Origin of the sequence: Luteipulveratus halotolerans (genome assembly GCF_001247745.1) — a bacterium.
GTDB lineage: Bacteria > Actinomycetota > Actinomycetes > Actinomycetales > Dermatophilaceae > Luteipulveratus > Luteipulveratus halotolerans.
The window spans coordinates 2,258,842-2,270,451 of sequence record NZ_LAIR01000002.1 but is presented as its reverse complement, the minus strand read 5'-3'; the positions used below and the strand labels follow the sequence as shown (position 1 = coordinate 2,270,451).

Here is an 11,610-nt window from a genome sequence, read left to right as displayed (position 1 = left end):
GGCCCCGGCTGCGCGTACGCCCGGAGCCTGGGCACTAGTCTCATCGGCGATGAGCACCTCACCCACCTCCGGTAAGAAGCGCGTCGCGATCGTCTTCGGCGGCAGGTCCTCCGAGCACATGGTCTCGTGCGCGACCGCCGCCGGCGTCCTGCAGGCGATCGACCGCGACCGTTTCGACGTCCTGCCGATCGGCATCGCGCGTGACGGGCGTTGGCTGCTCATGGCCGACGACCCCGCACCGCTGGCGCTGACGTCGGCGCAGCAGCCCGAGGTCACGGGCGACACGACCGTCGTGGTGCCGACCAGCCCCGACGGCCACGACGTGCTGGTCCTCGAGCCGGGTCAGCCGCCGCGCGAGCTGGGCACGGTCGACGTGGTGCTGCCACTGCTGCACGGCCCGTTCGGCGAGGACGGCACGCTGCAGGGCCTGCTCGAGCTCGCCGACATCCACTACGTCGGCTCGGGTGTCGCCGCGTCCGCGGTGATGATGGACAAGCACCTGATGAAGGTGGTGTTCGCGGCCGCCGGACTGCCGGTGGGGCGCTACATCGTCATCACCGACAAGGAGTGGCGTCGCGACAAGGCGGCTGCCCTCGACCCCGTGACCTCGCTCGGCTGGCCGGTGTTCGTCAAACCTGCGCGAGCCGGGTCGAGCCAGGGCGTCATCAAGGTCGAGAGCCACGACGAGCTGGAGGCTGCGGTCGAGGCCGCCCGCGAGCACGACCCGAAGGTCATCATCGAGGCAGCGATCAACGGTCGTGAGATCGAGTGCGGTGTCCTGGAGGGTCACGGCTCGGATCGCCCGCGTGCCAGCGAGATCGGCGAGATCGAGGTCATCGGCGGCCACGACTTCTACGACTTCGAGGCCAAGTACATCGACGAGGCCAACGTGCGGCTCAGCTGCCCGACGAGTCTGCCGCCGGCGATCGCCGACGAGGTCAAGCAGCTGTCGGTCAAGGCCTTCGAGGCGGCCGGCTGTGAGGGCCTCGCGCGCGTCGACTGGTTCTACGAGCCGAGCGGGCAGCTCGTCCTCAACGAGATCAACACCCTGCCGGGCTTCACACCGCACTCGATGTTCCCGCAGGTGTGGGCCGCCAGCGGCCTGTCCTACACCGAGCTCATCAGCGAGCTGATCGACCTGGCGCTCGAACGGCGTACGGGCCTGCGCTGAGTCACGAGCAGCGGTGGGGGCCTTGGGGGATGGCCTTGGCCGCCTGGGTGAACGCCCCGAGCACGAGCGGCTCGGGAGCGTAGTCCTTGGGGACGAGGACCTCGATCGCCGGGCTGCGGCCGTACGTCACGAACGACATGCCGTCGGACAGCTTGGTGCCGACCCAGTCGACGCCGCTGACGCCGAAGCACTGGTTGCTGGTCGGGCCGGGTGAGGTGACCCCGCACCGCGCGATGATCGCCGGGTCACCCCAGGCGCTGACGGTGGGGGAGTCGACGGAGGTCTCACGTCGTTGTTCGCCCGAGACGACGGACGGCCACGCACCGGATGCCTTGGCGCACAACGGGTTCGACGCGTGGTCGGCGACCGTCACATCGACGGACGAGCCGCAGCCGGCGACCGTGAGGCCGGCTGCGGCGAGCAGGGCGAGACGACCGGTCAGACGTGGACGATCGTGCACGTGAGGGTCCGCGTGATGCCCGCGACGTCCTGGATCTTGGCGATCACGAGCTTGCCGAGGTCGTCGACCGTCTTGGCCTCGATGCGGGCGATGACGTCGTACGGGCCGGTGACGTCCTCGGACAGGGTCACCCCGTCGATCGCGGCGACATCGGCAGCGACGGACTGTGCCTTGCCGACATCGGTCTGGATAAGGATGTAGGCCTGAACCACGGGTGCCTCCGAGATCGAACGACCCGGCGCACGCCGGGCGGGGACGTCTGCGTCCCATCACCAAGACGCTACCGTGCGGGTGCCGTCGAGACCGAGCCGAGGGAGCCAGGTGACCAGTAGTCGGACGCCGCAGCCGGGGCCACGCCTGAGTGACATCAGCGAGGAGCGCCTGCTGCGCGAGATCCTTCCGGTTCTGCCCTCCGGGCCCGCTGTCCTGCTCGGCCCGGGCGACGACACGGCGCTCGTACGAGCGCGTACGGGCGCGGTGCTCGCGACGACCGACGCCATGGTGCGCGGTCGTGACTGGCTCGACGAGTGGTCCACCGCCGAGGACGTCGGCCGCAAGCTCGTCGCCCAGAACGCCGCCGACATCGCGGCCATGGGCGGTCACACCACAGCACTGCTCGTCACGCTGGTGGCCGACCCGCAGACCCCTGTGGCCTGGGCGCGAGACATGGCACGCGGGCTGGGCGCGGCAGCGGCCGAGGCCGGTGTCGCGGTCGTCGGCGGTGACCTCTCGTCCGCCCCCGCAGGCACCCTGATGGTGTCGGTGACTGCACTCGGAGATGCCGACACCGCACCGGTGCTGAGGTCAGGGGCCCGCGTCGGCGACCAGGTCGCGGTGTCCGGGACGCTCGGCTGGTCAGCGGCGGGTCTGCTTCTCCTGCAACGGGATTCGGCAGAGTCCGGGCCAGATCAGGTGACGTGGCACCGTCGGCCGCGGCCGGCGTACGACCAGGGCCCGGCGGCGGCAGCCCACGGCGCGACCGCGATGCTCGACATCTCCGACGGGCTCGTCCGCGACGCCGGACGTATCGCGAGCGCCAGCGGTGTGGCCGTCGAGCTGCAGGGCTCGCTGCTGCGTGACGACGTCGACGCGCTCACGCCGGTCGTGGGTGACGACGCCCGCGCGTGTGTGCTCACCGGGGGCGAGGAGCACTCGTTGCTCGCCTGCTTCCCCGAGGGTGAGCTGCCGGCCGGATGGCGCCGAATCGGTGACGTACGAACAGGAGTCGGTGTGCGCGTCGACGGCGCGGCGGTCGCAGGTGGGGGTTGGGACCACTTCGAGCGACCGGCCGAGTCGGAAGAGCCACCGCCGCTTCATCAGGAGTAGCGTGCAGCCGACAGGTCACCGCTGACCGGAAGGCTGCGCCCAATGCCCATGGACACCAGTGCGTTACGGCTCGACGCCGGACCCATTGACTATCTCCTCGTCGCGATCTACTTCGCGTTCGTGCTCGGCATCGGGTACGTCGCTCGCCGTCAGGTCTCCACGAGCCTCGACTTCTTCCTGTCGGGTCGGTCGCTGCCTGCCTGGGTGACCGGTCTGGCGTTCATCGCGGCCAACCTCGGCGCCGTCGAGATCATGGGCATGTCCGCCAACGGTGCGCAGTTCGGCATGGCGACGATGCACTACTTCTGGATCGGTGCCGTCCCGGCGATGCTGTTCCTCGGTGTCGTGATGATGCCGTTCTACTACGGCTCCGGCGTACGCAGCGTGCCCGAGTTCATGCGGCGCCGGTTCGGCACCGGCGCCCACCTGGTCAACGCGATCAGCTTCGCGGTCGCCCAGGTGCTCATCGCCGGCGTCAACCTCTACCTGCTCGCGACGATCGTCAACGTCATGCTCGGCTGGCCCCTGTGGGTGTCGACCATCGCTGCAGCCGTGATCGTGCTGTCCTACACCGCCCTCGGTGGCCTGTCAGCGGCGATCTACAACGAGGTCCTGCAGTTCTTCGTGATCGTGGCCGCGCTCGCGCCGCTGACGATCATCGCGCTGCACAAGATCGGCGGCTGGGACGGCCTGGTCGACAAGGTGACGGCGAGCCCGGGTGGCGACGAGAACCTGCAGTCCTGGCCCGGCACCGGCCTGACCGGCATCGAGACGCCGTGGCTGTCGGTCGTCGGCATCGTCTTCGGCCTCGGCTTCGTGCTGAGCTTCGGCTACTGGACGACCAACTTCGTCGAGGTGCAGCGCGCCATGGCGTCCAAGTCGATCTCCTCGGCGCGGCGCTCGCCGATCATCGGCGCCTTCCCGAAGATGTTCATCCCGTTCATCGTCGTGGTGCCCGGCATCATCGCGGCGATCATCATCCCCGAGCTCGCCCAGTACAAGCAGCAGGGCGCCCCCGAGAGCAGCTCGGTGAAGTACAACGACGCGATCATCTACCTGATCCGCGACCTGCTGCCCAACGGCATGCTCGGCGTCGCGATCGCCGGACTGCTCGCATCCTTCATGGCCGGTATGGCGGCCAACATCTCGGCGTTCAACACGGTGTTCTCCTACGACATCTGGGAGCAGTACGTCGGCAAGGGTCGCGAGGACGGCTACTACCTCAAGGTCGGCCGCATCATGACGGTCGTCGCGACGGTCATCGCCATCGGCACCGCGGCGATCGCCTCCGGCTACAGCAACCTGATGGACTACCTGCAGACGCTGTTCGGGTTCTTCAACGCCCCGCTGTTCGCGACATTCATCCTCGGAATGTTCTGGAAGCGGATGTCGGCGACCGCCGGTTGGGCGGGCCTGGTGTCCGGTACGGCGGCCGCGGTCGTGGTCGCGCTGCTCAGCAAGGACTCGCTGGGTGAGCTCAGCACCGGTGCGCTCAACCTGTCCGGTCAGGGAGCGAGCTTCGCCGCGGCCGGTGCGGCGTTCGTGGTCGACATCCTGGTGAGCGTCGTCGTCACGATGTTCACCAGACCCCGCGAGGAGTCCGAGCTGCGTGGCCTGGTCTACAGCCTGACGCCCAAGGAGGACTTCGAGGACGAGGAGTCCAAGGGCCTGCCGTGGTACCAGTCGCCGGTCAAGCTCGCGGCGATCGGCCTGGTGCTGGTCATCGCCCTCAACGTCATCTTCCACTGACCCGGACGGAGACAGATCATGTCCAAGAAGACCGCGGGCGCGTTCGACATCCGCAACATCATCGCGATGCTGATCGGCATCTACGGCGTCGTCCTGGTCGGCATGGGGTTCTTCTCCGCCGACCAGCACGAGCTCGACAAGGCCGACGGCATGAACATCAACCTGTGGGCCGGGTTCGTCATGGTGGTCGTCGCCGCCCTGCTGTTCCTGTGGAGCCTGCTGCGGCCCGTCGTGATCCCGCCGGAGGCCGAGCAGGCCACTGACGGTCCTGACGGCCCTCGACCGGGGGACCGCGGCACGGACACCGCGGGCGAAAAGGACCGCGCGGACGGCACGTCGCCGGGCGGCGCCACGGCGGCCTCGGAGAACGACTGACCGACCTGGGCTGTTCACGCCCGGGCGTTTGCCAAGCTCATACTCGGTGCCGACAAGCCGTCGACGGCTTCCTTCCTACGTTGGTCGCACCCCGCAGGCCATCAGACCGGTGCGCTGCGGGTCCGACCCAGGAGGAAACGCATGAGGAAGACCGCAACCGCCGCTGTCGCCGTACTCACCGGAGCGCTCGCCGTGGGCGCGTCCGCCGGCTCCGGCGCAGCGACCGTGCAGTCCGCTCCCACCACCGTGGCGGCCGGCCACTCGGCCTACACGCCGGGATCGGGTGACAACGCCCAGAACGACCGGCTGCGTGCCCAGCTGCAGAAGGCGCTCGCGCAGCAGGGCCTGCAGGCGACGCAGGGCAAGGTGCGTGCCGCGACGACGGTCTACTACTCGGTCGCCGACGCGCCGACGTACGCCTCGGTGATCCGTCAGGGCGCCTCGATCTGGAACAGCAGCGTCAGCAACGTCAAGCTCGTCGAGAACAGCTCGGCGGCGACGCTGGACTACCGCGAGGGCAACGACTCGCGCGGGTCGTACGCCTACACCGACGGCCACGGCAGCGGCTACATCTTCTTCGACCACACCCAGATGGGTCAGTACGCCCAGGTGCGCGTCGCCGCCCACGAGACCGGCCACGCGCTCGGCCTGCCCGACCACTACGAGGGTCCGTGCAGCGAGCTGATGTCCGGCGGCGGCCCCGGCCCGTCCTGCACCAACGCTCAGCCCAACTCGACCGAGATCTCGCAGGTCAACTCGTTGTGGGCCAACGGTTTTGCCAAGGCTCCGCAGAAGTCGGTCGTCAACACCGCACCCAAGGTGCTCGTGCACTGACTCAGCCGACGCCTCGACGTACGACGGCCGCGCACCTTTCTCGGGGAGGTGCGCGGCCGTCGCACGACGCCGGTCAGACGCGGATGACCAGCTCGCCGTGCAGGATGCTGAACCAGCCGTCAGGGTGTGCGGCCCACTCGCGCCACCCGTCCGAGATGCGTTGCAGGCCCGCGTGGTCGGTGTGGCCGTCCTCGAGCAGCTGGCGTGCGAGAGCCGAGTCGAGGATGCGGTCGGCCCACATGCCGCCCCACCAGGCGCGGTCGTCCGGTGTGGCGAAGCACCACGTGCTCGACCCCGCCTCGAGGTCGTGCAGCCCGGCCGCGTGGGCCCACGAGAGCAGCCGGCGTCCGGCGTCGGGCTCACCGCCGTTGGCCCGGGCGGCGAGGAGATAGAGGCGCAGCCACTCATCGAGCGCCGGCACGCGCGGCCACCACGTGAACGCGGTGTAGTCGCTGTCACGAACGCCGATCACACCGCCCGGCCTGGTCACCCGCGCCATCTCGCGCAGGACCTGCACCGGGTCGGCGACGTGCTGCAGGACCTGGTGGGCGTGGCTGGCGTCGACCGCGTCGTCGGGCAGGTCGATGTCGTGGGCGTCGCCGGTGAGGACGGTGGCCGCGACACCTTGCCGGTCCAGCTCGGCACGGGAGAGCGCTGCGGCCTCGTCGTTCATCTCCAGTGCCGTGAGCGCCCCCGGAGCGATGACGCGGCCCAGGTCGGCGGTGATGGTGGCCGGGCCGGAGCCCACGTCGAGCAGGCTCGTGCCGGCACGTAGGTGGGGGAGCAGGTAGGCGCAGGAGTTGTCGGCCGTACGCCAGCGGTGCGAGCGCAGCACGCTGTCGGCGTGGCCGTGGGTGTAGGCCGTGGGCGGTGTCACGGGCATCCTTCCGTCGAGGTGGGTGCCGCCAGCCAACGACAAAGGCCGACCCTCCACCAGGAGGATCGGCCTACGTCTCGCCCAGTGGGCGGAAGGTCAGCGCTTGACCTTGCCCGCCTTGAGGCAGGAGGTGCACACGTTGAGACGCTTGGGCGTCGTGCCGGCGTCACCGACCAGCGCACGGACGCGCTGGATGTTGGGGTTCCAGCGGCGCTTGGTGCGGCGGTGCGAGTGCGAGATGTTGTGACCGAAGCTCGGTCCCTTGCCGCAGACGTCGCAGTTGGCAGCCACGGGTTTCTCCTGAGGTCGAACGAAAGGTGCTTACAGAAAAGATGTCTTGGTGCTCCCGCCGGGCGAAGGCTGCACACGTGATCAGCTCATGACCGCACGGGGGAACCGGTCAAGAGTAGCCGAGGCCCCCGCGCAGCACCAAAACGAGCACGAGCGGCATGCCGGTGGCGGGGAGTCGCGCACCGTGTCGCGCCAGCAGGCTAGCCTCACACACGCCTGCAAGGAGGTGGCGATGACCCTGGACGTGCTCGACCTGCCCGCACTGCGGCGCTGGGTGGTCATCGCACGCGCCGACCTCGCCCGCCATGCCGAGGCGATCAACAGGCTCAACGTCTTCCCGGTGCCCGACGGCGACACCGGCACCAACATGCTCCTCACCCTCGACGAGGCCGCCCGTGAGGTGTCGGCCCTGCGCCTGGACGGGCTGGGCGAGTCGGTGGCTGCTCTGTCGCGCGCTGCTCTGATGTCGGCGCGCGGCAACTCCGGGGTCATCCTCAGCCAGCTCGTGCGCGGTATCGGCGAGGTGGCGCTGGAGTGCGGACGCGAGCACCTCGAGGCGGTCGAGGTCGCCGCCGCCCTGCGGCGGGCCGGCGATCTCGCGCGGGCAGGCGTGACGCGTCCGGTCGAGGGCACCGTCCTGAGCGTCGCAGCGGCGGCCGGGCAGGCGGCCACGGGCGCGGTCACGCTGCACGACGTGGCCGAGGCGGCGCTCGAGGCGGGCCGCGCCGCGCTGCTGGCCACCCGCGACCAGCTCGACGTGCTGCGTGAGGCCGGAGTCGTCGACGCCGGCGGGGCGGGATACCTCGTCGTCCTCGAGGCACTGCACCGCGTCGTCGCGGACAGCCCCGACCCCGAGCACGAGACGCCCGAGTGGTTGAGCGTCGCCCCCCGAGCTGCGGTGACCGGACCGGACGCCGACTGCGACCCGGCGGTCGAGGGGCCGGCGTACGAGGTGATGTACCTCCTGGACGACAGCGACGACGCACGCGTCGAGCGGCTCAAGCAGCGCCTCGACCCGCTCGGCGACTCACTCGTGGTCGCCGGGGGACCGCAGGTCTGGTCGGTGCACGTCCACGTCGACGACGTCGCCGCAGCGCTCAACGCCGGGGCGGCAGCCGGCCGTCCGCACCGGTTCGCCGTCACGCGGTTCGACGCGCCGGTGGCCACGCCGACCCGGCCCGCGCCCGGCTTCGGGGTGCTCGTCCTCACCGACGGGCTGAGCGCCATCCCGGGAGTCCGCGACGCGGGTGCCGCTGTCATCGAGATGACCACGGTGCGTGACCGGCCCGGCGTCGTGGTCGACCTGCTGCGTGACAGCGCGGGCGAGCAGGGCACGCTCGTGCTGACCGACTCCGACGCGGCGGCCGAGGTCGTTCATCAGGCCGCCGAGATCGCCGGTGGCGTCGTCCAGGTCGTCGGGTCCCACCCGGTCCACGTGCTCGCCGGGCTGTCGGTGCTCGACACCTCGGCCGGTCTCGACGCTGCCGCCGCTGCGGCGCGCGAGGTCGCCGGCGACGTGACGACCCTGCTGCTGCCGCAGCTCGGACCCGAGGCGACCACGCAGGTCCTCGACACGGTGCGCGACGTCGGCGGCGAGGTCGTCACCCTGGTGACCGGCGCGGGTCACGACGTCCCGGCCGAGCTCAGCAACGGTCTCGCCGAGGCCGGCCCCGAGGTGTCGGTGCTGCACAGCTCAGCCGCGCGCTGGGCGCTCGCGGTGGGCGTCGAATGAGCGGCGTCCAGCGCTCGACCCGCCTGGTCAAGGTCCTCGGTGATGCGGCGAAGAAGCTCGACAAGGCGCGCGGGCTCGGCACGGTCGGTGACCTGCTCGACTTCCTGCCGCGCCGCTACATCGACGCCAACACCTCAGGGCGGCTGTCGGAGTTCACGGTGGGCGAGACGGCTGTCCTGGTGGCCACCGTCGTGTCGGCGCAGACCCGCACCATGCGCCAGAAGCGCGGCAAGATGCTCGAGGCCGTCATCCAGGACGCCGAAGGCACGACCGCCCGTCTCGTCTTCTTCCGCGCCTACGGCCACGAGAGCCGGCTCGTGCCGGGGGTGCGCGCCCTGTTCCGCGGCAAGCTCGACGCCTACCGCGGCGGCTGGCAGCTCTCCCACCCCGACTACACGCTGGTCGACTCCGACGAGGACACCGTCTACCGCGGCGGGCTCGTGCCTCTCTACCTGCACGTCGCCGGCGTCACCGACATGCAGATCACCCAGTCGATGCGGGTCGTGCTCGAGCAGCTCGGCAGCAGCGACGACCCGGTGCCCGCCGAGGTCCGCGCGCGACGCGGTCTGGTCGACCAGCGCACCGCGTACGAGCTGCTCCACCTGCCCCGCACCATGGGTGACGTCGGTCGGGGCAAACGCCGGCTGAGGTACGACGAGGCGCTGGTCGTGCAGACCGCGCTCGCCCAGAGCCGGCACCGCTACGACGCCGAGGAGGCGGTGCCGCGGACAGCGCGCGAGGGAGGGCTGCTCGCGGCGTTCGACGAGCGGCTGCCGTTCGAGCTCACCGCCGGGCAGCGGCAGGTGAGTGACGAGATCGCCGCCGACATGGCCAAGGACCGACCCATGCACCGCCTGCTGCAGGGTGAGGTCGGGTCCGGCAAGACGATCGTCGCGTTGCGCGCGATGCTCGCGGCCATCGACTCCGGGGCCCAGGCTGCGCTGCTGGCGCCCACCGAGGTGCTCGCCCAGCAGCACGCACGCTCGATCCGAGCGATGCTCGGTGACCTCGGTGAGGCCGGCATGCTCGGTGCGGCCGAGCACGCCACCGGTGTCGCACTGCTCACCGGCAGCATGACCAAGCGTGAGCGTGAGCAGGTGCTGCTCGACATCGCCACCGGCCCGGTCGGCATCGTGGTCGGCACGCACGCCCTGATCCAGGACACCGTGATGTTCGCCGACCTCGGGCTGGTCGTGGTCGACGAGCAGCACCGGTTCGGTGTCGAGCAGCGAGATGCGTTGCGCAGCAAGGCTGTTCGCCCTCCGCACGTCCTGGTGATGACGGCCACGCCGATCCCTCGTACGGTCGCGATGACCGTCTTCGGTGACATGGACACCTCGGCCCTCACCGAGCTGCCGCGCGGGCGTCAGCCGATCGCCTCGCACGTCGTCCCGGCGTCCCGGCCGGCCTGGCTCGAACGCGCCTGGGGCCGGCTCGCGGAGGAGGTCGGGCGAGGTCACCAGGGTTACGTCGTGTGCCCGCGCATCGGCGACCCCGACGACGCCTCGCTCGAGGTCACCTCCGAGGAGGACCCGCCCGACGCCGAGTCCTACGCCGACGGTGACGAGGGCGAGGAGACCCCTCGCGAGCTGCACGGCGTCCACCAGATGCTGCAGCGACTCCGCTCGGAGCCGGCACTGGCCGGCGTACGCCTGGAGATGTTGCACGGTCGGATGCCCCCTGACGAGAAGGACGCGGTGATGCGTGCGTTCTCCGCCGGTGAGGTCGACGTCCTCGTCTCGACGACCGTCATCGAGGTGGGCGTCGACGTCCCCAATGCGACAGCGATGGTGATCATGGACGCCGACCGGTTCGGCATCTCCCAGCTGCACCAGCTGCGCGGCCGAGTGGGCCGAGGCGACGCCGGAGGACTGTGCCTGCTGGTCACCGAGTCCGACAACCCCGAGACCCTGTCGCGGCTGGAGTCGGTCGCGGCGACCACCGACGGGTTCGCCCTCGCCGACCTCGACCTCGAGCTGCGCCGCGAGGGCGACGTGCTCGGTGCCAGCCAGAGCGGGCGGCGCTCCGGCCTGCGGCTGCTGCGGCTGGGCCACGCCAAGGACGTCGAGCTCATCGAGCAGGCCCGCGAGGACGCCGCCGACCTCGTCTCACACGATCCCGACCTGATCTCCCACCCTGCGCTCGGCGAGCTGGTCCGCAGCCGGCTCGACGACGAGCAGACCGCCTTCCTGGAGCGTGGCTGATGACCCGCATCATCGCCGGCGCGGCCGGCGGACGCACTCTCGCGACACCGCCGGGGCTCGGCACGCGCCCCACGAGCGACCGGGTGCGCGAGGCGTTGTTCTCCCGTCTCGAGCACCTCGAGGTCGTGCACGACGCGGTGGTGCTCGACCTCTACGCCGGATCGGGCGCGCTCGGGCTCGAGGCCGCCAGCAGGGGAGCGGCGCGCGTCACGCTCGTCGAGTCCGACCGCAAGGCCGCAGGCCTGATCCGTCGCAACATCGCCGACCTCGGGCTGCGGCAGTGCCAGGTGCGTGCCGAGCCGGTCGAGCGCGCCCTGGCCGCGCCGCCGGCCGAGCCGAGCGTCGAGCTGCTGATGGCCGATCCGCCCTACGACGTCGGCGAGGACGCGCTGGCCGGAGTGCTCGCGCTGGCCGTGCCGTGGCTCGTGGACGACGCGCTCATCGTCGTCGAGCGGTCGTCGCGGTCGCCCGAGCCGACCTGGCCGGGCGACGTCGAGCTGATCGGGCCGCGGCGCTACGGCGAGACCGTGATGTGGTTCGCCGAGTATGCACCTGAGGGCGAGATCGCCTGACACACAACAGGACTCGAGG

12 protein-coding genes are annotated in these 11,610 nt (G+C 70.7%); 8 read left to right on the top strand and 4 right to left on the bottom strand.

From position 1 onward, the window contains the following. The first annotated feature begins 49 nt into the window (after positions 1–49). A complete protein-coding gene (locus VV01_RS11450) occupies positions 50–1,171 on the top strand; it encodes a D-alanine--D-alanine ligase family protein (RefSeq protein WP_050669995.1) in 1,122 nt (373 codons plus the stop codon). 1 nt (position 1,172) lies between these two features. Here VV01_RS11450 and VV01_RS11445 read toward each other — a convergent pair whose 3' ends face one another. Both VV01_RS11445 and VV01_RS11440 read right to left on the bottom strand, forming a co-directional pair. Beyond that, complete coding sequence (locus VV01_RS11445; RefSeq protein ID WP_231635217.1) at positions 1,173–1,631, bottom strand: DUF3515 family protein; 459 nt, start codon at positions 1,629–1,631, stop codon at positions 1,173–1,175. Beyond that, the gene (locus VV01_RS11440; RefSeq protein ID WP_050669994.1) at positions 1,610–1,843 is read right to left on the bottom strand and encodes an Lrp/AsnC family transcriptional regulator; all 234 of its coding nucleotides are present in this window, start codon (positions 1,841–1,843) and stop codon (positions 1,610–1,612) included. Before VV01_RS11440 ends, VV01_RS11445 begins: the two co-directional genes overlap by 22 nt. 109 nt (positions 1,844–1,952) lie before the next feature. On the opposite strand from VV01_RS11440, the gene VV01_RS11435 reads away from it, so the two are divergent. From VV01_RS11435 to VV01_RS11420, 4 genes are all read left to right on the top strand, one after another. Continuing rightward, on the top strand, positions 1,953–2,957 hold the full coding sequence (locus tag VV01_RS11435) for a thiamine-phosphate kinase (protein WP_050669993.1): 1,005 nt from the start codon (positions 1,953–1,955) through the stop codon (positions 2,955–2,957). Positions 2,958–3,005: 48 nt separating this feature from the next. Further along, positions 3,006–4,706 (top strand): sodium:solute symporter family protein, encoded by a 1,701-nt coding sequence (locus VV01_RS11430; protein WP_050669992.1) that lies wholly within the window; start codon positions 3,006–3,008, stop codon positions 4,704–4,706. Positions 4,707–4,724: 18 nt separating this feature from the next. Continuing rightward, complete coding sequence (locus VV01_RS22825) at positions 4,725–5,081, top strand: hypothetical protein (RefSeq protein WP_071606358.1); 357 nt, start codon at positions 4,725–4,727, stop codon at positions 5,079–5,081. Positions 5,082–5,222: 141 nt separating this feature from the next. After that, the gene (locus tag VV01_RS11420) at positions 5,223–5,915 is read left to right on the top strand and encodes a snapalysin family zinc-dependent metalloprotease (protein WP_050669991.1); all 693 of its coding nucleotides are present in this window, start codon (positions 5,223–5,225) and stop codon (positions 5,913–5,915) included. 73 nt (positions 5,916–5,988) lie between these two features. On the opposite strand, the gene VV01_RS11415 is transcribed toward VV01_RS11420, so the two are convergent. Both VV01_RS11415 and rpmB read right to left on the bottom strand, forming a co-directional pair. Continuing rightward, the gene (locus VV01_RS11415) at positions 5,989–6,792 is read right to left on the bottom strand and encodes a class I SAM-dependent methyltransferase (RefSeq protein WP_231635216.1); all 804 of its coding nucleotides are present in this window, start codon (positions 6,790–6,792) and stop codon (positions 5,989–5,991) included. Between the two features lie 96 nt (positions 6,793–6,888). After that, positions 6,889–7,083: a 50S ribosomal protein L28 gene (rpmB, locus tag VV01_RS11410; RefSeq protein ID WP_050669989.1), complete on the bottom strand. Its 195-nt coding sequence runs from the start codon at positions 7,081–7,083 to the stop codon at positions 6,889–6,891. A gap of 232 nt (positions 7,084–7,315) precedes the next feature. Here rpmB and VV01_RS11405 point away from each other — a divergent pair, with 232 nt between their 5' ends. From VV01_RS11405 to rsmD, 3 genes are read left to right on the top strand one after another with little or no spacing between them, the layout of a single operon-like run. Beyond that, a complete protein-coding gene (locus VV01_RS11405; protein WP_050669988.1) occupies positions 7,316–8,815 on the top strand; it encodes a DAK2 domain-containing protein in 1,500 nt (499 codons plus the stop codon). Then, a complete protein-coding gene (locus VV01_RS11400) occupies positions 8,812–11,019 on the top strand; it encodes an ATP-dependent DNA helicase RecG (protein ID WP_050669987.1) in 2,208 nt (735 codons plus the stop codon). Before VV01_RS11405 ends, VV01_RS11400 begins: the two co-directional genes overlap by 4 nt. Then, a complete protein-coding gene (gene rsmD / locus VV01_RS11395) occupies positions 11,019–11,591 on the top strand; it encodes a 16S rRNA (guanine(966)-N(2))-methyltransferase RsmD (RefSeq protein WP_050669986.1) in 573 nt (190 codons plus the stop codon). The genes VV01_RS11400 and rsmD overlap by 1 nt, the downstream gene beginning before the upstream one ends. Positions 11,592–11,610 lie beyond the last annotated feature (19 nt).

Bases quoted from the DNA above. Each gene is read 5' to 3' on its own strand.
- VV01_RS22825 (WP_071606358.1), top strand. From the start codon at position 4,725: ATGTCCAAGAAGACCGCGGGCGCGTTCGACATCCGCAACATCATCGCG.
- VV01_RS11430 (WP_050669992.1), top strand. From the start codon at position 3,006: ATGGACACCAGTGCGTTACGGCTCGACGCCGGACCCATTGACTATCTC.
- VV01_RS11450 (WP_050669995.1), top strand. From the start codon at position 50: ATGAGCACCTCACCCACCTCCGGTAAGAAGCGCGTCGCGATCGTCTTC.
- VV01_RS11420 (WP_050669991.1), top strand. From the start codon at position 5,223: ATGAGGAAGACCGCAACCGCCGCTGTCGCCGTACTCACCGGAGCGCTC.
- VV01_RS11405 (WP_050669988.1), top strand. From the start codon at position 7,316: ATGACCCTGGACGTGCTCGACCTGCCCGCACTGCGGCGCTGGGTGGTC.
- VV01_RS11400 (WP_050669987.1), top strand. From the start codon at position 8,812: ATGAGCGGCGTCCAGCGCTCGACCCGCCTGGTCAAGGTCCTCGGTGAT.
- rsmD (WP_050669986.1), top strand. From the start codon at position 11,019: ATGACCCGCATCATCGCCGGCGCGGCCGGCGGACGCACTCTCGCGACA.